At 47.2% G+C, this 24,911-nt stretch carries 21 protein-coding genes; 5 read left to right on the forward strand and 16 right to left on the reverse strand.

What is annotated here, in order from left to right:
* Positions 1 to 400: 400 nt before the first annotated feature.
* Positions 401 to 1,486 carry a bifunctional 3-deoxy-7-phosphoheptulonate synthase/chorismate mutase gene (locus AB3N00_RS05525; protein ID WP_413033688.1) on the forward strand — a complete coding sequence of 362 codons (1,086 nt, stop codon included), beginning with the start codon at positions 401 to 403 and terminating at the stop codon, positions 1,484 to 1,486.
* Between the two features lie 83 nt (positions 1,487 to 1,569).
* Here AB3N00_RS05525 and AB3N00_RS05530 read toward each other — a convergent pair whose 3' ends face one another.
* The 13 genes from AB3N00_RS05530 to AB3N00_RS05590 all read right to left on the reverse strand — a co-directional run bounded on the left by AB3N00_RS05530 (position 1,570) and on the right by AB3N00_RS05590 (position 18,972).
* The gene (locus tag AB3N00_RS05530; protein WP_413033689.1) at positions 1,570 to 3,243 is read right to left on the reverse strand and encodes a ribonuclease J; all 1,674 of its coding nucleotides are present in this window, start codon (positions 3,241 to 3,243) and stop codon (positions 1,570 to 1,572) included.
* A 206-nt stretch (positions 3,244 to 3,449) separates the two neighbouring features.
* Complete coding sequence (gene rhaA / locus AB3N00_RS05535; RefSeq protein WP_413033690.1) at positions 3,450 to 4,721, reverse strand: L-rhamnose isomerase; 1,272 nt, start codon at positions 4,719 to 4,721, stop codon at positions 3,450 to 3,452.
* A gap of 17 nt (positions 4,722 to 4,738) precedes the next feature.
* Positions 4,739 to 6,808 (reverse strand): bifunctional aldolase/short-chain dehydrogenase, encoded by a 2,070-nt coding sequence (locus AB3N00_RS05540; protein WP_413033691.1) that lies wholly within the window; start codon positions 6,806 to 6,808, stop codon positions 4,739 to 4,741.
* A gap of 324 nt (positions 6,809 to 7,132) precedes the next feature.
* A complete protein-coding gene (locus tag AB3N00_RS05545; RefSeq protein WP_413035198.1) occupies positions 7,133 to 8,065 on the reverse strand; it encodes a glycoside hydrolase family 5 protein in 933 nt (310 codons plus the stop codon).
* A gap of 355 nt (positions 8,066 to 8,420) precedes the next feature.
* The gene (gene treR, locus AB3N00_RS05550) at positions 8,421 to 9,131 is read right to left on the reverse strand and encodes a trehalose operon repressor (RefSeq protein ID WP_413033692.1); all 711 of its coding nucleotides are present in this window, start codon (positions 9,129 to 9,131) and stop codon (positions 8,421 to 8,423) included.
* A 115-nt stretch (positions 9,132 to 9,246) separates the two neighbouring features.
* Entirely contained in the window at positions 9,247 to 9,900 is a 654-nt protein-coding gene (locus AB3N00_RS05555; RefSeq protein WP_413033693.1) for a prolyl oligopeptidase family serine peptidase, read from the reverse strand.
* Between the two features lie 16 nt (positions 9,901 to 9,916).
* On the reverse strand, positions 9,917 to 10,933 hold the full coding sequence (locus AB3N00_RS05560) for an SDR family oxidoreductase (RefSeq protein WP_413033694.1): 1,017 nt from the start codon (positions 10,931 to 10,933) through the stop codon (positions 9,917 to 9,919).
* A gap of 96 nt (positions 10,934 to 11,029) precedes the next feature.
* The gene (locus AB3N00_RS05565; protein WP_413033695.1) at positions 11,030 to 11,455 is read right to left on the reverse strand and encodes a cupredoxin domain-containing protein; all 426 of its coding nucleotides are present in this window, start codon (positions 11,453 to 11,455) and stop codon (positions 11,030 to 11,032) included.
* A gap of 226 nt (positions 11,456 to 11,681) precedes the next feature.
* Positions 11,682 to 12,635: an EamA family transporter gene (locus AB3N00_RS05570; RefSeq protein ID WP_413033696.1), complete on the reverse strand. Its 954-nt coding sequence runs from the start codon at positions 12,633 to 12,635 to the stop codon at positions 11,682 to 11,684.
* A gap of 332 nt (positions 12,636 to 12,967) precedes the next feature.
* Complete coding sequence (locus tag AB3N00_RS05575; RefSeq protein ID WP_413033697.1) at positions 12,968 to 15,181, reverse strand: DEAD/DEAH box helicase; 2,214 nt, start codon at positions 15,179 to 15,181, stop codon at positions 12,968 to 12,970.
* The gene (locus AB3N00_RS05580) at positions 15,178 to 16,521 is read right to left on the reverse strand and encodes an ATP-binding protein (RefSeq protein ID WP_413033698.1); all 1,344 of its coding nucleotides are present in this window, start codon (positions 16,519 to 16,521) and stop codon (positions 15,178 to 15,180) included. Before AB3N00_RS05580 ends, AB3N00_RS05575 begins: the two co-directional genes overlap by 4 nt.
* A gap of 7 nt (positions 16,522 to 16,528) precedes the next feature.
* Positions 16,529 to 18,133 carry a TerB N-terminal domain-containing protein gene (locus AB3N00_RS05585; RefSeq protein ID WP_413033699.1) on the reverse strand — a complete coding sequence of 535 codons (1,605 nt, stop codon included), beginning with the start codon at positions 18,131 to 18,133 and terminating at the stop codon, positions 16,529 to 16,531.
* A gap of 239 nt (positions 18,134 to 18,372) precedes the next feature.
* The gene (locus AB3N00_RS05590; protein ID WP_413033700.1) at positions 18,373 to 18,972 is read right to left on the reverse strand and encodes a biliverdin-producing heme oxygenase; all 600 of its coding nucleotides are present in this window, start codon (positions 18,970 to 18,972) and stop codon (positions 18,373 to 18,375) included.
* A 243-nt stretch (positions 18,973 to 19,215) separates the two neighbouring features.
* On the opposite strand from AB3N00_RS05590, the gene AB3N00_RS05595 reads away from it, so the two are divergent.
* The 4 genes from AB3N00_RS05595 (at position 19,216) to AB3N00_RS05610 (ending at position 21,932) form a co-directional block, all read left to right on the forward strand.
* Entirely contained in the window at positions 19,216 to 20,013 is a 798-nt protein-coding gene (locus AB3N00_RS05595; protein WP_413033701.1) for a Nif3-like dinuclear metal center hexameric protein, read from the forward strand.
* A 247-nt stretch (positions 20,014 to 20,260) separates the two neighbouring features.
* A complete protein-coding gene (locus AB3N00_RS05600) occupies positions 20,261 to 20,686 on the forward strand; it encodes a DMT family transporter (protein WP_413033702.1) in 426 nt (141 codons plus the stop codon).
* A 44-nt stretch (positions 20,687 to 20,730) separates the two neighbouring features.
* Positions 20,731 to 21,429 (forward strand): Crp/Fnr family transcriptional regulator, encoded by a 699-nt coding sequence (locus AB3N00_RS05605; RefSeq protein ID WP_413033703.1) that lies wholly within the window; start codon positions 20,731 to 20,733, stop codon positions 21,427 to 21,429.
* 14 nt (positions 21,430 to 21,443) lie between these two features.
* Positions 21,444 to 21,932 (forward strand): DMT family transporter, encoded by a 489-nt coding sequence (locus AB3N00_RS05610; protein WP_413033704.1) that lies wholly within the window; start codon positions 21,444 to 21,446, stop codon positions 21,930 to 21,932.
* Between the two features lie 84 nt (positions 21,933 to 22,016).
* On the opposite strand, the gene AB3N00_RS05615 is transcribed toward AB3N00_RS05610, so the two are convergent.
* From AB3N00_RS05615 to cysI, 3 genes are all read right to left on the reverse strand, one after another.
* The gene (locus AB3N00_RS05615; protein WP_127536594.1) at positions 22,017 to 22,733 is read right to left on the reverse strand and encodes a YebC/PmpR family DNA-binding transcriptional regulator; all 717 of its coding nucleotides are present in this window, start codon (positions 22,731 to 22,733) and stop codon (positions 22,017 to 22,019) included.
* 144 nt (positions 22,734 to 22,877) lie between these two features.
* The gene (locus AB3N00_RS05620) at positions 22,878 to 23,123 is read right to left on the reverse strand and encodes an SDR family oxidoreductase (RefSeq protein WP_413035199.1); all 246 of its coding nucleotides are present in this window, start codon (positions 23,121 to 23,123) and stop codon (positions 22,878 to 22,880) included.
* Between the two features lie 66 nt (positions 23,124 to 23,189).
* Entirely contained in the window at positions 23,190 to 24,911 is a 1,722-nt protein-coding gene (gene cysI / locus AB3N00_RS05625) for an assimilatory sulfite reductase (NADPH) hemoprotein subunit (protein WP_413033705.1), read from the reverse strand.

The following is a 24,911-nucleotide window of genomic DNA, read 5'->3' on the forward strand; positions in this document are numbered from 1 at the left end:
ATTGCATACAGGATGAGTAACATGCTAGTATAACTTCAATTCATATCGTGCACGATGGAATAGAATACATGATTATAAATGACAGGCTATGACGGAAAGAGTAAGCGGAGTATAGCGTTGATTACAGGGACGTGGTGCCAGAGACTGAGAGCATCCGAAGCAACCAACCGCCGAAGTTCACTCCTGAGCCGATTGCTGAAGAGCTGATTTTTCGTGATCCAGCTTCTAGGACAATCCGTTCCTTGCGTTAAAAGGTCAAAGTGAGAAACAGGTATGCCCGCAGTTTGGCAGGACCGTTTCTAATTAGGGTGGTACCACGGCTTCTTCGTCCCTTGCGGATGAAGGGCCTTTTTGCATTTTTTCAATTAAAACAATCCATATCCAAAATGCAGAGGAGTGTATGAACATGGATGAGAATAGAAATTTGGAGCAATTACGAGGCCGTTTGAATGAGATTAATCATAGTTTACTTCACCTGTTGTCGGAGCGCGCCCAGATTACACAGGAAATCGGTCAGATCAAGGAAAAACAGGGAGTTCCCAAATTTGATCCGGTTCGTGAAAAAGAGATGCTGGAAGAACTGACTGCGGCCAATCCGGGGCCGTTCCACGATGATGCCATTAAGCTGTTGTTCAAGCAGATTTTCCAGGCTTCCCTGCATCTGCAGGTCGACGAACACAAGAAACAGCTTCTAGTCAGCCGTAAAAATCAGCAGGAAGACACGGTTGTCTCCATCGGTGAAATCAAGGTTGGCGCAGGCAAACCGATCATGATTGCGGGACCTTGCTCCGTTGAGAGTTATGATCAGGTACGGGAGGTCGCCAAGGCTTTGAAAGAAGCCGGTATCCCGGTCATGCGCGGCGGTGCCTTCAAGCCACGTACCTCACCCTATGATTTTCAGGGCCTGGGGATTGAAGGATTGAAGATTCTCAAAGAAGTGGCAGACGAGTTCGGACTTAAAACGATCAGTGAGATTGTGCATCCAGGTCATATCGAGCTGGCAGGAGATTATATCGATGTGATCCAGATCGGTGCCCGGAATATGCAAAACTTTGAGTTGCTCAAAGCTGCGGGAGACGTCAACATTCCCATTCTGCTTAAACGTGGGTTGGCCGCAACCATTGATGAGTTCGTGCATGCTGCGGAGTACGTTGTCTCCCGTGGGAACAAGCAAGTCATGCTGATTGAAAGAGGTATTCGTACCTATGAAAAAGCGACGCGCAATACCCTCGATATCTCTGCCGTGCCTATTTTAAAACAAGAAACCCATCTACCCGTTCTGGTGGATGTAACCCACTCTACCGGACGCAAAGATATTCTGGCTCCATGTGCCAAAGCTGCTCTGGCAGCAGGTGCCGATGGCGTCATGGTTGAAGTTCATCCGAACCCGGCGGTGGCGCTATCCGATAGTGCCCAGCAGTTGAACATTGAACAGTTCCATCAGTTCCTCTCCACCGTGAGACAATCCGGATTATTGAACGATTAATACCAAGAAAAAGCCTGATGGAACCGCCTTTCATACGAAAGTATGAACTGGCATCCCTCAGGCTTTTGTCATCCTTTTCTTCATCAAACCTCAATGATAATGGGCAGAATCATCGGTCTTCGTTTCGTCTGCGCGTAGATGTAATGACCGATCTCGTCTTTGAGCTTTCTTTTAATCACGTTCCACTGGTTCACTCCTGCCCCGGTTAATTCTTCCATTCTGGACAGTACCAATGCATGAATCTCTCGCATAAACTCTTCTGAATCCTTCACAAATACAAATCCTCTGGAAATGATCTCGGGAGAAGTGACCATTTGTTTCTCCGTTTTGCTAAGTGTAGTCACGATAACCAACATGCCGTCTGAGGACAGCTGTCTGCGGTCACGAAGCACGATATTGCCTACGTCGCCCATAATCAATCCATCAACCAGACTGTTGCCTGAAGCAATTTTCGGCCCTGGTGATGCTTCGCCGTCCTTGTACTGAACCATATCCCCGTTATTCACGATGAATACATGATCAGGGTCCATCCCAACCGATTCAGCCAGCAATCTGTGCTGGTACAGCATGCGGAATTCGCCGTGAATGGGCACCAGATAATCCGGTTTCATCAGCGTCAGCATCAGTTTGAGTTCTTCCTGACTGCCATGCCCCGACACATGCATGCCCCCTGACCCGCTTGAACCATAAAGGACTCTCGCCCCCAAAACATACAGGTTATCAATGACGTGGGCAAGGTTGCGCTCATTGCCCGGGATTGCCCCTGCTGCAATAATCACGGTGTCTCCTGCTGCCACTCTCACATGAGGATGCTTACCTGTAGCCAATCGGGACAGCGCAGCCATTGGCTCCCCTTGGCTTCCCGTACAAAGAATGACGACCTGCTCGGGAGGAAACTGGTCCGCATCAATCGCTTCAATCAGCAGACCGTCAGGAACATCCAGGTACCCCAGATCACTTGCAACTGACACGACATTGACCATACTTCTGCCCAACAAAGCCAGTTTGCGGCCGGTCTCAAACGTGGCATTCACAATCTGTTGGACCCGGCTGACATTTGAAGCAAAGGTGGAGATAAATATTTTTTGCTTCGCTCGGATGAATGCATCCAGAATACGATCACCGACAACGCGCTCTGAAGGTGTAAAGCCAGGACGCTCGGCATTCGTGCTTTCGGACAGCAGCAGATGAACCCCTTGTTTGCCAATCTCCGCCATACGGTACAGATCAGGATATGGCCCATTCACAGGTGACATGTCGAACTTGAAATCGCCGGTATGTACCACATTTCCGCCAGGCGTCCGGAAGAAAACACCCAAGCAGTCTGGAATACTGTGGCTGGTTGCAAAAAAAGAAACCTCGATATCCCCCAGCATGACGGTGGAGTGTGCATCGATTGTGTGAAGATCTGCTGTTCGCAGCATATTATGCTCTTTGAGTTTCAATTCAATCAAGCCACGGGTAAGTCTGGATGCATACACAGGGATATTCATTTGTTTTAAAAAGTAGGGAATGCCCCCAATATGATCTTCGTGTCCATGGGTAACGACAAGTGCTTTTACATGGTCCAGGTTCTCCAGCAGATAGGAGACATCCGGAATAATAAGATCGATTCCTGGTAAGGTTTCATCCGGAAATTTGGAACCACAATCGATGACAATGATGTCCTTATTGTACTGGATGATGTACATGTTCTTGCCGATTTCGTTTACGCCGCCCAGTGCGGCGACATACAATTTATTGTGGGCGAGATTCAATTTTAATTGATCCTCCTCTTCGTTTTACTTATGTGCAATGATCATTCTGTAAGCCTGTTATGTATTTCTAGTATGTAATTTCTTAGAACACTTATGCATGGGGAACGATGAACACGTCAAAAAGTCCGCAGTGGAACGGTTTGTTCCACTGCGGACTTTTATTAATGTACGGGAAAGGATAGAAAATGGCTATAGATATACACTTACTATACGAGCGACTTACCCCGCTGAAGCAAAACGTTCTCTTCATAGGTTTTAATCTCGGAGATCCACTTCTCACGAACAGGTACCCCCTGCTGGGCACAATAGTAATCCCAGATGGCACCAAACGGATAGGATTTGAATTCTTCCGTCAGTGCAAGTCGCAAGGTATAATCGCCTTCCAGTTCAGCAGTCTTCAAAGCCTCTACTGGCTCCAGCATGGCACGCAGCAGCGCTTTGATCGTGTTGCGTGTACCAACGACCCAGGCTGCAACCCGATTGATGCTGGCATCAAAGAAATCGAGTCCAACATGTGTAGTTGGAAGCAGGTCATGACGAACCAGTTCGCGTGCTATTTCCAGCAGCTCATCGTCCATAATCACGACATGGTCACTGTCCCAACGCATCGGTCGGCTGACATGCAGCAGGATGCCACTGGTAAACAGCGCGAGGGACGACAACTTGTTGGAGATGACTTCTGTGGGATGGAAGTGACCTGCATCCAGACAGATCAGGGTATCATTTTGCAATCCATATCCCATGTAAAATTCGTGCGACCCAACAACATAAGCTTCTGAACCAAGGCCAAACAATTTACTCTCCACTGCATCCAGATGATGCTTCGGATCAAGCTTCTCCGCAAACACTTCGTCCAGGGAATCCTTGAGACGTTTCCGAGGGGTCATGCGATCCACCGGATTATCCTTGAAGCCATCGGGTACCCATACATTGGTGACGCACGTCTGGCCCAGCTGTTCTCCGAAGTATGCACCGATACGCCGGGATGCCTTGCAGTGATCAATCCAGAACTTGCGAATTTCGGGATCCGGATGACTGAGTGTGAATCCGTCACTTGACTTCTCGTGAGAGAAGCAGGTTGGATTAAAGTCGAGACCAAGTCCCTGCTCTTTTGCCCACTGTACCCATTTCTCATAATGCTTGGGCTCAATCTGATCCAGCTCTACCTTTTCGTCCGTATCGGTATAGATCGCATGCAGGTTAACCTTATGTTTGCCGGGAATCAGGGAAAAGGCTTGTTCCAGATCTGCCCGAAGCTCAGCAGGAGTCGTTGCAGCTCCCGGATACTGACCCGTAACGGAAATGCCTCCGGTCAACTCTCCATCCTGGTTCAAAAAGCCTTTGACATCATCCCCTTGCCAGCAATGTACCGATACCTTGATCTCTGCAAGCTTCTCCAAGACTTCATCCGTATCAATTCCATGCTGGGCATATAACAATTTGGCCGCTTCATACGCTTGCTTGACTTGGTTATCCATTCGCAAGAACCCTCCTCTTAACGTGTAAATGCTGCCGGTACACCACCATCAATGGTCATCATGCATCCGGTTGTTTTTTCGGATTTGGAAGAAGCGAAGAATGCAATTCCTTCCGCGATATCTTTCGGGTAAATATTAACGAGCAATGTGGTGCGTTTGCGGTAATACTCTTCCAGTTGATCCGGTTCAATTCCATACGCTGCCGCCCGTTCATTCCGCCAGGAACCATTCCAGATCGCAGAACCTTGCAGAATCGCATCAGGGAGTATCGTGTTGACACGAATGCCATATTCACCGCCTTCTGCTGCAATACAACGGGCAAGGTGTGCTTCAAGAGCTTTGGCCGAGCTGTAAGCGGAAGCGCTTTTACCTGCATAGACCGAGTTTTTGGATCCGATGAAGACCATGCTGCCTCCAATTCCCTGCTGCTTCATCAGCTTGAACGCTTCACGGGCAACGAGGAAATACCCGGTACCCAGCACGTTCATGTTGAGGTTCCATTCCTTCAGGGATGTTTCGTCAAAAGGACTGGATGTGGCAAGGCCCGCATTGTTAACGATGATATCCACACCGCCATATTGTACTGCTACTTCCGCGTACGCCGATTGCACGGCTTCCTCATCAGTCACATCCATTTTCAGAGCATATGCGCGATTGGCACCATATTGGTCATTGATTTCCTGTGCCACTTTTTGAGCACCTTCCAGGTTCAGGTCAGCCAAAACGACATGTGCGCCCTCGGATACCAACCTACGTGCAGTTTCGCTTCCGATTCCGCCGGCGCCACCTGTAATAAACGCCACTTTCCGGGAAAATTCCGTCTCGGCTGGAGCGAGAGACAATTTATACAGCTCAAGCGGCCAGTACTCTACATTGTAGGACTCATTGGCGCTGAGTGATACGAAATTGCCTAAGCTGGTCGCACCACGCATAACGGCAATAGCCCGGTGATACAGTGCCCCGCTCACTTGCGACAGCGCCCAGCTCTTGCCTGTATTGATCATGCCCACACCTGGGATGAGAATGACGCGTGGTGCTGCTTCGAACATAACGTCGCCATCATTCTTGTTGCTTTCAAAATATTGTTGGTACTGCTCTTTGTAGGCAGCAACGCCTTCGACCAGCTTGGCTTTCAGACCTTCAATATCTTCAGCATCTGGTGTCCATTCAATAAACAAGGGAACCACTTTGGTATGTACCAAATGATCCGGGCATGCTGCTCCCACCTGAGACAGTTGTGGCGAATCCGCTCCACCTACAAAGGTAAGTACATCGTCCTGATCGTCATAGGACAAAATCATTTTTTTGCTATCCGATACTGCACCGCGAAGCGTTGGCATCACTTTGGCTACGATCTCACGCCGCACTTCAGCTGCGAGGGCCGGATGTTTAACACCGCCGAACAGACCTCCCTCATCCACGCGTGCCTCGATGAAAGCTTCCGCTTCATTGATGATTTTGATGGTTTGTGCGTAGCATTCCTCGGATGTTTCTCCCCATGTTACGAGTCCATGCTTCTCCATCAAAACCAGTTCAGCATTCGGATTCGCGAATACGCTTTCAGCAATCATCTTGGATAATGTGAATCCTGGGCGAACATAAGGCACCCATACAAAACGGTCTCCATAAATCTCTCTTGCCAACTCTTTGCCGTTATCCGCACAACACAGACTGATAATCGCATCCGGATGAGTGTGGTCCACATGTTTATATGGAAGGAACGCATGCAACAGCGTCTCGATGGAAGCACGTGGGTGCTTGGAATCAATCATGCAATGCCCCAGATATTCAACCATCTCTTCATCGGTCATCGATTCACGTTCAATCAGGGGACGAATGTCTTCCAGAGCCAGACCTGTAAAATGCTTCGCTTGCATCGAGCCTAAGTCGGATCCGCTTCCTTTCACGTACATTACTTCTATATCGCGGCCACGAAAATCCTTCACTGTCGTTTTGGTAGACGTGTTTCCTCCATAGATGTTACATACACTGCGATCTGCGCCAATCAGATTGGATCGATAGACCAGCTGCTCAAGACCCGTTGTTTGCTCCGAAGCCTGTGAAGTGTTCCATAAACTCTGTACCATTCATTTCCCTCCGATAATGTTTGTTTTATTCCTAATCAGAGTTTATCATCTTTGTTTTGTTTTGAAAACAACATATTTTAGATATAAACAGAAATAATCAAAAGAAAATATTTTGATATTTGAATGAACAAAAACACTCTGACAAAAAGGGTCAGAGTGTTCAGTTATTCTTATATGCCTCCTATTCTGTTGCAAGAGAATTACTTCAGCATTTTGCATCATTCGATTCCACTCGCTCCAGGGACAATATATAGACGAATGGACCATTTCGGTCTATATATTGAAGATTGGAAGCCGCTTAATAGATTTATGCAAAATGCTCACTTAAAAGATACCAGCCTTTTGGGACGTATTTTTGATGCCATAGGTATCATTGACGACCGTGTTGCCAAAGCTTGTTAAGCTTCCGTTAGGTCCTGTGGCCATATCCAGGTAGTTCAGACCTGAGCTATTCCCATACCAAGACCATGCAAGCCAGCCGACCCCTTTTTCCTGACCATATTTCATGATCGCATATTCATCGACATCTCCATTGGTGTGGTATCCTCCGAATTCACCGATAATTAATGCCAGCCCCTTGTTCAGCACACTTTCCATATTGGATTTCACGGTTGCTGCATCTTTGCCTGCATACTCATACATGTGAATGGAAAATACCGTGTTTTTCTGTGAATCCGCGGCGAAGACACTTTGCCCATAATCCACGATGGACTGAGGATATTGCCCCCAGCCTGCTGCATCCACGATTAATGTATTTTTAATGCCTGCATTTCTTAACTTTGGAATGGCTTTTTTGTATCCGTCTGCCCATGCGCTTCCGTTCCATGTTCCATACCACTCGTTGGCGATATTCACAATAACCCGATCTTCCTTGCCGATCAGTGCTTCCTTGATACTGATCCAGTAGTCAACCGCTGCATCCAACGAATTGTAGTCATCTTTGCCTGTGGCATCATGCACTTCAAGGACTGCAATCATTTTGTTAGCGTTTACAACATTAATGATGTTTTTAACGGAGTTCAGATCATCTTTGGTGTACTGTGTTCCGTTGGACAAAACAATACGGACCGTATTGGCACCCGTTTTCGCAATTGCAGGAATGGCTGTGTTCAAGTCATTCTTGAACCAGGAATGTCCATGATTGATGCCTCTCATGTAAAATGCTTTTCCCGTAGAATCATACAATTTGCCGCCACTCACATAAAAACCTGAAGCTGCCGATGCTTTGGGGGCAGTGCTCCCCAGAATGACAAACATGAGTGCTGCAATGACGGTGAAGATTGTGACTTTTTGCAACTTGGCCATAGATTAGAACCTCCCTGAATTTTTTTATATTTCAATTAACCCTGCTCAAGGCAATAAGTTAACTAAAATCAGAAACCTTCCAACTAAATTAAAATTCAAAAAAAATAAACTAATTAAAGTAAGTTAAATGAGTTTTATTACTTTATCGTTTAGGTTATGAAGTTATAATAGAATGAAAACGCTTACCAGTCAACTCTTTTTTTACTACAAAAAGGAATTTTTTCTTTCATAAGAAGGCTCCTGCATAGCAAAAAGAGTACCCGTTCAATGAAGTGAACGGGTACTCTTTTTTCAGCTTACATTCAAATTATTTTCGCCGTGCAAAATCAACAAATCTGAACTTGTCCGGACGATGCCGGGATTCCGTGAACTGAAAAGGACTTGCATCCTCCAAGTAGACTTGACTGCGTACAACCACGACATTGTGAAAGCCGTCCAGATCCATCAGCCTTCGATCCTCTTCGGTAGGCTCTTCCACCAGGATTTCCTTCTTGGCAAAAGAAATGGACAACCCCAGTTCCTCCTCAATGTACTCATAAATGGAGTTGTTGCAAATCTCTTTGCTCAATCCCGGAACGAGACGCTGACTGATATAGTCCTTGTCCAGAATGACGCGTTCTCCATCAACATTACGGACGCGTGCAATTTTCCACACCTGTTCGTCCATCCCGAAATGAATGGTTTTAAACAAGGCTTGGTCTACCTTTTGATCCTCAAACACCTCAACCTGCGTTTTGGCCCGATGTCCCATCTTTTTGGCCAGTTCCTTGAAGCTCACCAGACCCGAGATGGGAAAATCGATCTTGCGAATATCCAGTACAATCGAACCTTTGCCCTGAATTTTCTGAATATAACCTTCTTCATATAACATTTTTAATGCTTTGCGAATCGTCTCTCTGGACGTCTGATAGCTTTCAGATAAATCGAGCTCTGACGGCAGCATCGAACCTGCCTCGATTTCTCCAGTCCGAATATGAGCTGCTATATCTTCATAGATTCGGATAAACTTGTTATTCATCATTCATCACCATAGTTCATTACCCTTTTTTATCATATTGGCAACCTATTATAGCATTAAAAACAGGGTTAATACACTTGATGATTCCAAATATCAATGGTTGATGAACAATGGATTACAAGGTATGACTAAGAAACCACTTGTACAGTTCAGGATTGCTATACGTCTCGTCCCACGCATTGTGGTTCCCTTCAGGATAGACTGTGAGCTTCACGTTTGCATCCAACGCTTCGAGTGCATCCACAATCCCCTGTGATTCCGAGAGCACAACAACGTCGTCCTTGGCGCCATGAAATGCCCAGATAGGCACATTGCGCAAGGCTTCAGCTTTGGATGGGTTCATTCCCCCACACACGGGAGCCACCGCTGCGAATACATTCGGGTAGTCGACTGGCAGATGCCAAGCCCCGTAACCGCCCATGCTTAATCCTGTGAGGTATACCCGTTTCGGATCTGCAGGATAGTTGTCCAGCACATGTTCGACAATCGCGATCAGTGCCTCCTTCTCCATTGCCCAGAATTCATCCTCCGGGCACTGTGGAGATATCACGATGAACGGAAAGCTCTTGTCCTGATCCACTATTTGCGGCAGCCCATGCGCTTTGACCTTTTCCAGATCACTGCCGCACTCTCCAGAACCATGAAGAAACAGAATAACGGGCCACTTCTGTTCCACAGGTTGTTCTTCCGTTTCTGGAACGTGCAGCAAGTAGTCCAACGTCAACGTTTTGGTTATTTCTTTTACCATTCGATGCCCGGTCTGGGTCATATCTTTTCCCTCACTTCTATTCTCTAATCTTCTTCAATGCTTCGTCCAGTGCGCCAACCACCTTATCACACCATCCGTCAAATTCGGGATCCTCGGTCTGCAATTCAGGATGAGCAAGAATAAACTGAATCGTCTTCCTGATTCCCTGATCTGCCCTCGTTGTGGCCACAAATTCAGGTACAAGTCTCTTCAGTTTGCTATTATCGAATACCACGGTATTGGCCTTGTCCCCAAGCAACCCGCCTCGAAGATCCTGATCACTGCATGCCGCCAAAAATTCAGACGGCACATGAACCGCATTCAGTTTGACACCAAGTACTCCTGCGATAATCTCATAGATCTGATTCCACGTCACAGACTCGTCCGATGTAATATGTACCGACTCACCGATGGCATGAATATTCCCCATAAGACCGATAAATCCTTTGGCAAAGTCACTGTTATGTGTAATCGTCCAGAGCGATGTGCCGTCACCATGAATGATTACGGGTTTGCCTTCGCTGATGCGCTTGAGAACCTGCCAGCTGCCCTTGGCCCCATGAACACCCAGCGGTACGGACTGGTCTCCATAGGTGTGACTTGGGCGCACAATCGTCACCGGAAATCCGTGTTCCCGATACTGCTTCATGAGGTAATCTTCACAGGCGATCTTGTTGCGTGAATATTCCCAGTAGGGATTGGACAACGGTGTGCCTTCGGTAATGCGGTAATCCGCAAGCGGCGTCTGATAGGCAGATGCCGAACTTATGAATATGAACTGTTTGGTTTTGTCCTTGAATAAACGATAATCCCTCTCGAGCTGTGACGGTACAAAAGCAATAAAGTCTGCAACGACATCGAATTCCAGATCCTTAATCAGCTCCGCCACTCGGTCTTCATCATTGATATTAGCTTGCAGCACTTTCACTTCCGCAGGCAGGTCATCATTCCGATTCCCCCGATTGATCAAATAGAGTTCACAGCCCTGACTGGCGAGCTGATTCGTAATTGCTGTACTGATTGTGCCTGTTCCTCCAATAAATAGCGCTTTCATAATAGGCCACCTCCAGATGGAATGTCTCACTAGTCCATGATATCATGCATGCAAAAGAGGAGCAAAGCCAGCTTGTCACTGACTCTGCTCCTCCGTTTATACTACCTTAATCGTTCCGTATATCATGTACATGCCGCAGTGAATTTCATATTCTCCAGGCTGCAAATTTTCGTCAACAGTGTAGTAGTTATCTCCTTTTTGCATGTATAAATCCAAGCCAAGTTCTTGTGAACCAACCGATTTAACATGGGTGACTGACCGGGTGAGAATAAAATTAATTTTGGTGGGAACTCCCGCTTTAACTTCTATCACACCAGGCTCAAATCCGTCGTTACTAACATTGACATCAATGACTTCATATCCCGCTAAATCCTCTGGTGTTCCGGCTTGGGCCGTTACTGAATTCCCTGCGCCAGGGGACATATCCTTGCCCATGAAATATACGAGAAATGATCCGAGTAATACAATTACAGCAATGCCTAGCGTTAGCCACGGCCACATTTTCTTGATTGAGCTGTTCATATCAACATGCCTCTTTTCATCATTTAAAAGTACAACCTCTATCATACCTCAAGCTGTTATAGATGAAAATGGCCCCTATGGGCCATCTCAGATTATACATTTCGCCCTAGCTCGAAATTCACAGAAGAAACCTTCAATTCATAGAAAAAAGCCTGATCGCCCAGGCTTCTTTACGTTTATATTTATTTCCACTAACACTCTTTTGCATCCCTGCTTCCTATCGTCTTCAGGAATACAGCGGTGTGTTCCGACTGCGCTTCAGCCGCATTTTATATAACTCTGGCAGGGCAACACCGATTAGAACGATGATGACGCCGAACCATTGCAGCACGCTGACATGTTCATGGAGTACGAAGGAAGATAACAGTACCGCAACCGGTAGTTCAACCGCACCCAGAATGCCTGCCATGTCACCTCCGATATGAGGAACCCCTACGGCGAAGAGGACTGGCGGAATGAAGGCACCGAAAAATCCGAGCAGTAATCCGAACACAAGCAGTTGGCTCCAGATCAGTCCGTTAAACAAGAATGTTGGCGGGAACAAAATGCAGAGCAGAATCAATCCGCCTGTAACCATCCAGGCGCTGCGAAACGCAGGATGTGCTGAAGGAACGGCTTTGCCGCTGAACAGTACAAACAGCGAATAGCTCACAGCTGCCATTAGTCCAAGAGCAATACCAAGACCATTAAACTCGCTAAGTCCCTGTTCCAAGAAACCTGCGGCAAGCAGCGTACCACCGAATAGGATAATCAGCGTCAGGAAAGTGACTTTGTCTGGACGTTGACGTTTACTTATCGCCTGAATCAATACGCTAATCCATGTAAACTGAAACAGCAGGATAATCGCGAGTGATGCCGGAATGTAACGTAATGATTGATAATAAACCAGGCCCGTAATGACCGTCGGCGTACCGGCAGCCATCAATAGCAAACGCTGCTTCCACGTCAAACGTGTGAAAATGTTGGCTGCAGCTGCAGATGGTTTGCCATCTGCCTGTGATCTGCGTTTAATTTTAAACTTCGTGTATAATGCCAGCATCCAGGACAGGATGAATCCCGTGATCAGCTGTGAGCCTACAACCTCACCGAGCTGATATCCTTCACTGTATGCCAGTACCACAATAGTGGACAATATGCCATAACTCATCGCTCCAGCGAGAACGGACAAATAGTATTTCATTATGAATAAACCTCCTGATGATCGATATTACGTCCGCATGTCTATTTCATGCCAAGGTCACAACCCGCCATCCAAACGCAAAAAATCCTAACTTCGAGCTAGGAATATCAATTGATTTCCTGGCATCGTAGTTAGGAAGTATAGGCTTCCCGTAGAGACCCTCGCCCTGTGTACACTTCTGGCCTGCGAGGTTATACGAAATAAAGTATGCTTTTGTGATGTTACGTATGTGACGACTTTTCATATATTACATGGCAGGTGAGATGGTGTCAACCCTCATCATGAATTTAAATGAAATTGGAACATATGCGGATTGGACGATAATATCAGCGTCATGATAATCCAGGAGATTCCCAAGTCAGTGTCTGTTCCAATCCCTCTTGCAACCCTTGCAGGTCCAACCCATCTACAGCAAAAGCTTCCCGGATCAATGGAGGCGCCACAAATTCATCATATTTGCCGAGATAAGGCGCTTCGTCTTCCGCCAACAGTCCTGAAGCATCTTCAACGGTTCGGCATTCACTCATAATCTCTGCGAGCAGTGTACGTGCATCTGCTTTACCAGAGACAACAAAATAATACGGCTCCATGGGCACAACCGAACGCAGTGCAAGCTTGTCAGACAGATTATGCTTCATCAAACGTTCCAGGGTTCGGAACGATTTGCTCCCCACCCAAGGCAGAACGTAAACGGAGTCACCTCCTGCGGGAATGACAACCTGCTTCAACAACCCGCTCTCTCGTGCCAAACGACGTGCCCGCTCCAGCCGATTTACCGCTTGTGGAGACAAATAGGGATAGATCACTGAATCAGACAGAACCTCACGCATTTTCTGGACTACCAAGGTATGAATGTCACCCCCCGCACCGAGCCATAAGGTGTCCACTTTGCCTTTGGCAGCCTTCACATACACGGCTTTGTGTTTGTGGTCCACTTCTTCCACTTTCCACAGCTTACCAGCAAGCGAAAAGCAATAACCTGGCGGCGGCACTGTGGTAATCGAACCAATTTCTTCTGAGCCATTCAATACCTTGTGTTCCTCATCATCCTTGAAAACAGCGTAAAAACGATAGTTATTCACTGTCTTCTCGCCAGTTAACCCAATGATTAGTGTTCGTTCTTCAGTCCATTGCAGATGATCCGTCTCGATCAGATAATTCAGGAAAGTCTGGTACTGATCGGCCCGGATCTGGCTGAACGGCGCAATTGAAAGTACGGCATACGCAAGTTCACGAGGCTCTGCTTCTCCCATGCTTTTCAGCATACTCATCGTCTGATGATAGAGAACACCCATAGGCATTTTGCGAGCTTCAAGAGGTTCAACCCACTTGGTTTTCACATACAGCTCTATGACAGCAATGGCCCGCAGCAGCGTCCAGGGCATGCGAGCCGGAAGCTGCGCTTCTTCATCCTCTTCTTCCGGACATACGAATAGCATCTCCGAAGCCATGTCATCCCGTCTGCCCGATCTGCCCAGACGCTGGACGAAACTCGATGCGCTGTAAGGAGCTCCGAGCTGCACAACCCGCTCCAATTCACCAAGATCAATCCCCAGCTCCAGCGTTACAGTTGCGGCGGCTACTGCCGGCCCGACGCCGGTTCTCAAGGCAGCTTCGGTTTCCTCTCTGAGCATGGCCGAAATGCTGCCATGATGCACATGAAACACATCCCTTTCCTCTCGCCGTGCGGCTACTCTTCTCATCTCAAGGATGGTCACTTCGGCATCCGTACGGCTGTTGGTGAAGATCAGTGCCTTTTTGTGATGAGTACTCTCATAGATAAAATCGTAGTAGGCTTTTCGTGCATTGTGCAGATGTTCTGCCTGTTCTTCATCCCGGGCATCGGGAAAGGAGAAGTGCTCCACCCGCAAGCGCAATTTGCGGCCACCTGGAGAAGAAACGACATCCACTCCCTCCTGAGATCCGGCTGCCAGCCAGGCTGTAGCTGCATCATAGTCACTCAATGTCGCAGAAAGTCCCACCCTGCGGGGTTTGCAGCCAGCCATTCGTTCAATCCGGGCCAGTTCACTCAATACCTGAATACCGCGATCTGCTCCCATGAATGCATGAACCTCATCAATAATGACGTATCTTAAATCATGAAACAGCGCTGGAATGGCATTCGGACGGTTCATCAGCAGACCTTCCAGCGATTCCGGGGTAATCTGGAGAACTCCAGACGGATTCCGCACCAAACGGGTTTTCTCTGCTTGTGGCACATCCCCATGCCAGTGCCATACCGGGATGTTGCCTTCAGACAACAGGTCCTTCAAACGTTCAAACTGGTCATTGATCAGTGCCTTTAGCGGCCCAATGTACAGGATACCAACAGATTTGGAAGGATGTTCATACAGCTCGGTCAGTGCAGGAAAAAAGGCAGCCTCTGTCTTGCCTGAAGCCGTGCCTGCCGCGATCAGCATATGATGCGGGGTATTGAAGCAGATATGGCAAGCTTCGATCTGGGCAGGACGGAGTGCATCCCATTTTTTTTTGTAGATGAATTCTTGTACAAATGGGGCCAGTCTGTAAAAAGGATGATCACTCATAATTCAAATTCCGCCAGAAAATCGTCCATCTCATCCGGAGCTGTCGAAGAATCCGTTGCTTTTCCATCATTCTGCGGCTTGGCCGTCCGTTCTCCAAGCAGCTGAGCATAGGTCACTTCGGGATTCTGGTGAAGTGTATGCAGCACATCCATGAAATCCCTCACTACTTCACGAGTAGTTAACAGCTCGTCTGCACCGAGACGGTTTACTGCCGTTTGCATAAAATCAACCAAATCTTCATCCGTCAAGCTAGCACTATAAGCAAAATGAAGGGCATGAATCTGACGCAGTTTCTGCAGCAGGATCAAAATCTCTTCGTGAGATAACATCGCAAGCTTCAGGATGGGTCCCGTGTAGTTTGCATATTCTCTCGCTGCATAACGCCCATCAATCAGTCTGGAGCGTAGTGCCTCGTAACTAAACAACCCACGTCTCTCATCCTCCACAAATTGCGGTGTACCTCCCACAAATATTCCAAGATGCTCCGCCTTGCCCTGCATCGTATCGTTGAACATGGTCAGCAGTTTTTCATAATTGCTTTGCCGGGAGATGCTGTTGGTGATTTTGTACAAATTCACCGCTTCATCAATGAAGAGCAGCAGCCCTTTATAACCAATCCGTGCTGTGAATTCCGACCATAATTTGAAATAGTCATACCAGTTGTCATCGTCTATGATGACGCCAACAGCAAGTTCCTTTTTGGCTTCTGTCTTGGTGGCATACTCTCCTCTTAGCCAGCGAAGTGCCGCCTGTTTGCGATCATCATCCCCCAGTTTGTATCCGTTCCAGTATGATGCAAGCACTTTGGCAAAATCAAAACCGTGCACCAGGTTCTGCATCTCATTCGTAACGGCATAAATCTGTTTCTCCACCTCTGCCGGGAGAGCAGGATCATCAGGCCGCAAACCTTGGTTCTGCATCGCCTGTTGCTGCAAGGCAGCGATCCATTTCTGCAGTATGGGTTCAAGTGCCCCGCCATCCGGACGTGTGCGTGTAGACAAACGAGTCATTAGCTCACGATACGTTGCAAGCCCCTGACCTTTGGTACCAACCAATCTACGCTCTGGTGACAGATCAGCGTCTGCAACAACAAACTCCCGATCCATCGCATAGTTGCGTATCATCTGCAAAAGAAAGCTTTTCCCGCTGCCATACCTTCCCGTAATCAGTTTAAACGCCGCGCCGCCCTCAGCAATGTTATCCAAATCCCGCAATATCGCGTCCACTTCAGGCTTGCGGCCCACAGCGATTTGCTCCAGTCCAATCCGCGGCACAACGCCCGCTGTCAATGAATTCACCAGTGCTGTGGTCAGCCGCTTCGGTATTTTTAGTTCGGTCATTGTCCTATCACCTCTTCACATGTTCAAATACATTCATATATTCAGGAACGATCCGGTCACTGTCTATTAGCAGATCACCGATGGTTTCCATTGCAAGATCATTCACTTCATCAAGCAGAAGTGCGGGCATCGTTCCAAATTGTTCTGCGACACGCATTAGCTCGGTATCAGGCTCCGCACCCAATAGCGCATGAATAACCAGCACATGCTGGGGAGCAAGCCGTTCTGCCAAGAGGAACCACTCCTCGTCCATTTCATCTGCAGCCGTTTCCTCCCATTGCAAACCGACTGGCTCATGACTAATCGGTCCTTCATCAGGGGAATCGTTGATCTCCTTGTCAGCCTGTGATTCGATAGAATCATCTTCTTCTCGTTCAGGCACGACAAACAAAGTTTCTTTTGCTTCTCCCTCTTCAAGAGGAAGGGAGCCTGACGGAGCTGCTGCATGTTCCGCAATAGCGTCCTCTTCAATCATTAAGGCTTTACGGACGTATTCGCTCTCATGCTGCAAAGATATAAGCCTTTCGGTATTGATTCGAACGATTGGCTTCTTGACGGCTTTCGCTTTTTCCGCTGCATATGCCTTATCCAGGTAGCGTTCGATCAGGCCCGCCAATTCGGGTTCCAGAGTCTTTCCACGCAATCGCCCTCTGAAACCTAAAAGCTCACGACACTTATTCTCGGTACATCGGAATACACGTGTAACAAATTGCACAAAATCTGCGTTTTCTCCAATGGGCACATAGGTTAACAACACCGATTTGCCATAAAGGGTATCGTCATATACCGCTTTGCGAAATAACATCCGTTCCGTCGTTCTTTCGTTAACCAGTTTGAATTGGTCAACGATCCCTCCCTGACGTGTACGCAGCAAATAAGAATCGACGAGTGCCATAACCTTGGGAATATACCTTTCGAGAACTTCCTCGCCACCATCCCTGTAAAATTTACTGAGCGTGATATCATAGTCATAATATCGGCGCAGCAGTTTTAACGAAACTTCAGCAACACGATTCTGCAAAATCCGGTGCATCTCCATATCCAGCATCTCCGCTGGAAGATATCCACTTGTAACGTCCAAAATCTCGGACAATGACATGTCCAGTTGATGAACCAGCGCGTAATCCATAAGCCATTCCTGCATATAAACGTCCAGCTGCGGATGGCGCGCCCTGTAATTAATCCATAACCGTTTAAGCTGATCAAAACCCACTTGGGGTTCATTCCACCCTATACCGTTAATCAACTCATACGTATGGACAAAAAGATAGGACAGATCCGTATCCGGGTATCTTTCTTGCCTAACTTCCGATCTCCAATACAGATACCATTCCCGCTGGGGTTCGTTCATGACGCCATAAGTTGGCCAGTAGCTCATAAAAGGTACAAACGGAGCAGGATCTCCTTCCGTTTCTTCAAGGTGCCTCGCCTCTTCCACAAATCGTTTCTCGGAAGACAGTATGCTACCACTAGCCTGCCTTGAATGGAATTCCCTGTGGGCCATTGTTGAACGTTCAGGCACCGGCACTGCCGCAGTTTCCGGCTCTTCGCTCAGATCAATCTCGATAAACTCCAACTGCCTTGAATCGTCTTTCATTGAACGTTGTTTCACCGTCCCTTCATATTCGCAATACGAACAAGTGTATCCATAAGCATCATTATAGCACTTGTCCTGTGTCAGCGGCGACGAAAAAAAACGATTCAAAAAAAGAATGGCGCTCAAACTGTTTTCCAGTTCAAACGCCATTCCATACTCATTTACTTTATAAAAATTAATGATTGATATCCTATGGGATATTAGACCATGCTCTCACTGAGGTCAGTGTATTTCAAGAGCTGAAATACGAATGGTTAGTTTACTTTGGTATTTATCCATTGATCAAGCAACCGGAATGTTTCGGAAGCTGTATGAACCATGATGTCTTGTTCTTCCTCACTGCGTGCGAACTGAACAAGCTGTTCCGTGAATTCGGTCCATCTCGTTCTGGTTTCCGCACCATAAGCGTTAAAATATTCAAGCCCGCGGCCTGCTTCAATCGGCAAAAACTGTGACAGGCGCTTGGTCATGATCTGACCCCCGTTGGTAGACCCTTCAATTACATATAGATAACCGAACAATCGTGCAGGTGAAGATATATCCGGCAGTTCCTCACATCTTGGCAGCTGCGCTATGTCCACTTCGCTAGAACCCAAATGACGCAAATCATTTTCTAGCAAAATGGCTTTCCCACGGATTTCGTAATCCAGTCCGGTGCTCTCCCAGAACGGCTGCTCCAAAGCTTGCTCTTCCATCGGTTTCAGAAAGCCGTAGAATTTTTCTAAATACTTTTTATACTCTTCTAAACTCACGGTTTGACTCATAATAGCCTTGGCATAATCGTTCTGTTCTACTTGTCTGTGATAATGAGCCGTCTCACTTTTCAAACGTTCCATAATGGTGCTGGCTGTCATGTAATCATCACCTTTCTCTGCTTGCTTCCTTTATCAAAATTAAAACGTATGCAAAAGCTCACATGTTCAGTGGAGGTTTGAATGGATGCTCTGTTTAATCTAGATAAAGCTTCTATGTAAGTATACTTTTTCCCATAGAAGAAAACTACTTAACCCCGTTTCACAATGTGTAATGCCGTCGTCTGTATAAAATGATAAACTGGGAATATATTCTGTATCCTGTCATTTGGAGGTATCGCATTCATGAAAATTACCGTTCAAGATCTTATCCATCATTTGACCGCCCATGTGGAGCTGCGGGAAAACACGGTGGATCAGCTGATTAGCGGATCCATGGAGCAGCTCGTCACGGGTGTTATCGTTACATTCATGCCCTCACAGCATGTCATTGAGCAGGCAATACATCAGGGAGCCAATCTGATTATCGCTCATGAGCCTCCTTTCTATAACCATCATAGTCACACGGATTGGCTCACTGAAGACCCTGTCTATCAGACGAAGCGCAGCCTCATTGAGAAAGCGGGAATTGCCATTTATCGTTGTCATGATTCCATTCACCAGATTCAACCCGATGGAATCACGGAAGGATTAATTCAGGCATTGGGATGGTCATCCTATGTCGAGCGGAGAAAGCCGGAAGCAGATATTTTGTTCTTCAATGATCACATGACGGTTCAGCAGATTGCAGAACATATCAAGCGTACACTTGGAGTTGAATATGTGCGCATTGCCGGCAGTTTGGAGATGACTTGCAAGCGTGCAGCAGTGTTGGTCGGTTTCCGTGGAAACGGTAATCTAGCCATCCCCTTACTTCATAACGAACAATTGGACCTCATTATCGCAGGCGAAGGCTTCGAATGGGAAACACCGGAATACATACGTGATGCTGTGAAGCAGGGCAAACAAAAGGCACTTATTATGATGGGACATGCCGAAAGCGAGGCCGCGGGTATGAAGCTTCTGGCAGCAAGGCTTGACCATGCCTTCCCCGGATTGCCTGTCCACTTTGTAGGCGAGCAGCCCGTGTACAAAGTACTCTAATGAAATGCGATTAATCGCTCCCTGATGTAGGGGGCTTTTTTCTTTTCCTCCATAAACTCCTACCTGTTATTGCTTCATCTTAAAAATGAATTATTCAAATGATCATTCGGTCATATGTGGATTTTTGCAGTCCTTTGTTGTACGCTGAATGCTGTGTATTTGGAGCTTAGGACATTTGTCCTTGGCGATCGGGGTACGTTTGTCATTTAATAGAAGTCGAAGTAACACATGATAAGGAGAGTACAGCATGAAAGGAATTATTTTTGCATTATTGGGCGGGGCCTGCATTACGCTGCAAGGTGTAGCCAACACCCGGATAAGTACCGATATGGGCACATGGCAAGCCGCCACCATTACGCAGCTGACCGGCTTCATTTTGGCAGCCATCATCCTGATGTTTGTTCGTGATGTCAACCTTCAGGGTTTAAAACAAGTCAAACCGTTATATCTGGCCGGAGGTGCCTTCGGTGCAGTTATTATTTTCAGCGAAGTGACCGCCATACAGCAAATTGGAGTCACATTTACGATCTCGGCCCTGCTGATTGCCCAGCTGTTCCTGACTTTTCTGGTAGACAGCAATGGGTGGTTCGGTGTAGTGAAGCAGAAGATGAAGTTACCACAATTTCTTGGCATAGCACTCATGGTTACAGGTGTCATCATTATGAAGCTGTAGTTTGCTTTAAGTTTTCACAAGAACAAGTCGGGGGCGAAGTACTGATGGAAGAAATCCATAATGAAAATCAATTGTTGCACTATTTGAAGCAGTATCAGCTCGAATCGGTATTTCACGAGCCCCTGCGTCCATACATGACGGTATGCCATTTTGAGAAATGTGAGTTGATCTGTCGCGAAGGCGAAGCATCGGAATACTTATATGTGCTGGTGGAAGGCAAAGTCAAGATCTTCACCACCTCCGCTCAGGACAAAACACTTGTACTCTGCTTCAAAACACCACTTGAAGTTGTTGGCGATGTGGAGTATGTCCGGGAAAGCAATATTATCAATACCGTACAGGCCGTCACACCTGTCGTCATGCTGCGTATTCACTATCGATACCTCGCTGAACATGCGAGTGATTATGCACCATTGCTCAAATTTTTGCTAAAAATCATATCCCATAAGTTCTACATTGATTCGAACTTTTCCAACTTCAATCTGATGTACCCCGTTGAAGTTCGGTTAGCCAGCTACCTGCTCTCCATATCCACCGAAGAAGCAGGAGCAGTTGTACACGAGGAGCTTGACTCATTCAATCTGACCGACATCGCGAATCTGATCGGTACAAGTTATCGGCATCTGAACAGAGTCATTCAGAAATTGTGTGCTGATGGGTTGATTGAACGCAATCAAGGTTTTATCCAGATTAAAAACCGGGACGGTTTGCGTCAAATAGCAGGTCACAATATTTATGAATAAGGAGTTCACAACCGATGATTATTACGGGTATTTTGCTCGCATTACTTGCAGGTTCACTGGTCAGTCTGCAGACCGTTTTTAATAGTAAAGTCAATGAAAAGACAGGATCATGGTCCACTACAACGATGGTTCTACTCACCGGATTTCTTGCCTCATTCCTGATCTCATTGCTGGTGGAAGGCAAGAATACATTCAGCTTTCAGCATATGCAGCCGTGGTACTGGTTAAGTGGAGCTATTGGTGTAGGCGTCGTGTTCTGTCTTGTACAGGGGATGAAGCTGCTGGGGCCAACCTTTGCCATTTCCATCGTGCTGACATCGCAGCTGAGTTTTGCACTGTTGTTTGATTCCATGGGGTGGCTTGGCCTGGAGAAAATTCCGTTTTCCTGGAATCAGCTGCTCGGCGTGCTTGTGATCGTTGGCGGGATCGTATTGTTCAAATTTGGCGGCAGCAAAACAAAGAAATCGGAAAAAGCCCGCAGGGCTCTGCGGTCCGATTCGTAGGGAACCAAACAAAAGGAGTGTCCAGACCATCAGCCAGATGGTCTGGACACTCCTTTTCAATTGACAAGAGCTTATGCCATTGTCTTATACAAACTCTACGTTGTGGTACACTTGTTGAACATCTTCAAGGTCTTCGAGGGCATCAATCAGTTTTTCGAATTGAGCCTGTGCATCCTCGGGAAGTTCAATATGGTTTTGTGCCAGCATGGTCAGCTCGGCAACGGTGAACTCGGTAACACCCGCAGCTTTGAATGCTTCCTGAACTGCATGGAATTGATCTGGCTCTGCGTAGACGATAACAGCCTCATCCTCATCCACGATATCACGAACATCCACGTCTGCTTCGAGCAAAATTTCCAGCACTTCTTCAGCGTTTTTACCCTCTACTCCGATTACCGCAGTTGGATCAAACATGTATGCAACAGAACCGCTGACACCCATGTTTCCTCCGTTTTTGTTAAACGCGGAGCGTACTTCAGGGGCTGTCCGGTTTACATTGTTGGTGAGTGCATCCACGATGACCATCGCACCATTCGGTCCGAATCCTTCATAACGCAGCTCTTCATAATTCTCATCCCCACTGCCCTTTGCCTTTTCCATGGCACGATCAATGATCGCTTTGGGTACGTTATACGTTTTCGCACGTTCCAGTACGACTTTCAGTGCACGGTTCGCCTCCGGGTCTGGTTCACCCTTCTTGGCAGCTACATAAATCTCAACGCCGAACTTGGCATATACCCGGCTCGTATTTGCATCTTTTGAAGCTTTTTTTTCTTTAATATTATTCCACTTACGACCCATATCGTTTCCGCTCACTTTCAACATGTAATCTGCATTCTACCTAGTTATTATATCTTGTTAACACTGCTTCAACAAGTTCAGTGAGACGAAATAATGGTAATCTATGCAACCAAAAGGAGGGACTGATAGAGGATATACCAGTCTCTAGCCTTTAATCAAGGTCTCGGCTCCATCAACAAATACCTCAGTACCTGTAATGTGACGTGCCTGGCCAGATGCCAGATAGAGTAATAGACTAGCTACATCTTCCGGTTTACCTGGTTTTCGGGTAAGCGGAATACCATGTTCGGGAATTTCAAACGGAAACTGAATTTCTTCCGATGATCCGATGGCTGCTGGGATTCGAAAATGTTGGTGTCGATCATGCCCGGGCAGATGGTGTTTTGGGATGAAACGGACTCAAATAAACCAAAAGGAGCACTCCCACAGGGAATGCTCCTCTAACAACCGGATCATTTAAGCGTGAAACTGCTGGCCGTCCAGCACTTCAGGCACATAGCCGGCACGAATCACAAAATCTCCAAAATGTTCACCTTCATGACGTTCTCTCGCATACTGATGCACCATCGGCGTCAACGTATCCAAGATCTCCGTTTCACCAATATTTTCTTTGTAAAGCTTGTTTAGACGATGACCGGTAAAGCTTCCCCCGAGATACATATTGTATTTGCCCGGAGCCTTTCCGATAAATGAAATCTCGGCCAACATCGGACGTGCGCAACCATTTGGGCAGCCCGTCATGCGAATGACAATTTCTTCGTCTCTCAGTCCTGCTTCATCCAGTACGGGTTCCAACTTGTCGATCAGGGATGGAAGATATCGCTCGGACTCTGCCATTGCCAGACCGCAGGTAGGAAGTGCCACACAGGCCATGGAGCTTCGGCGCAGTGCCGAATAATGAGCACCATCTGTAAGATTATACTGCTCAATCAGCGCTTCGATCTTTTTCTTCTTCTGACTGCTGATATCCCCAATAATCAGGTTCTGGTTGGCGGTCAGGCGGAAATCTCCGCTATGAATCTTGGCTATTTCACGCAAACCCGTCATGAGCGGATAGCCATCAATGTCTTTTACCCGTCCATTTTGGATAAACAACGTATAATGCCATCTGCCATTGCTGCCTTTGACCCAGCCGTAACGATCTCCATTATGATCAAAATGGAAATCACGCGCGGCTTCCAGACTCCAGCCCAGGCGGTTGGTCAATTCCTCTACGAACCAGGCCAGCCCACGATCATCAATCGTATATTTGAAGCGAGCGTGCTTACGAACTGCGCGATCACCATAGTCCCGCTGAATGGTGACCGTTTTTTCCGCAACATCAATCATTTGCTCCGGTGTGCAGAAGCCAATGACTTTGGACACTTGCGGATATGTCTTCGGATCACCATGTGACATTCCCATGCCGCCGCCTACCGATACGTTAAATCCTTGCAGCTTACCGTTTTCCACGATGGCGATAAATCCGAGATCCTGTGAAAACACATCGACATCATTCGATGGCGGAACCGCAATCCCGATTTTGAACTTCCGTGGCAAGTACACTTTGCCGTAGATCGGCTCCACTTCCTCGTCACTGGCCCCCGTATCAATCACTTTCTCTCCATCCAGCCACAGCTCATGATATGCACGAGTGCGAGGATCCAGGTGGTTGCTTACCTGGCACGCCCATTCGTACACCTCTGCATGCACATCAGATTGATTCGGGTTCGGATTGCACATCACGTTCCGGTTAACGTCTCCACACGCCGCAAGTGTGCTCAGCAAGGAATCGTTTACTTCACGAATCGTATTTTTGAGATCCCACTTCAATACACCATGGAGCTGGAAAGACTGGCGAGTGGTTAAACGAATCGTACCGTTCGCATATTTATGAGCCACGCGGTCCATCATCAACCACTGCTCAGGTGTTACAATTCCGCCGGAAGCCCGGACGCGCAGCATGAACTGATATGCAGGCTCCAGCTTCGACTTATTCCGCTCGTTGCGCAGATCACGATCATCCTGCATATAGCTGCCGTGATGCTTCATGAGGCGGTTGTCATCCTCCGGAATCGAACCACTAATGCGATCAGCCAGCGTTTCGGTAAGACTGCCGCGCAAGTAATCGCTCTTGATCTTTATATCTTCCACATCGCTGTTCGTGCGCTGCGGATTCAGTAAGTTATTATAAGCCAT

The organism is Paenibacillus xylanilyticus (genome assembly GCF_047246825.1).
GTDB lineage: Bacteria > Bacillota > Bacilli > Paenibacillales > Paenibacillaceae > Paenibacillus > Paenibacillus xylanilyticus_B.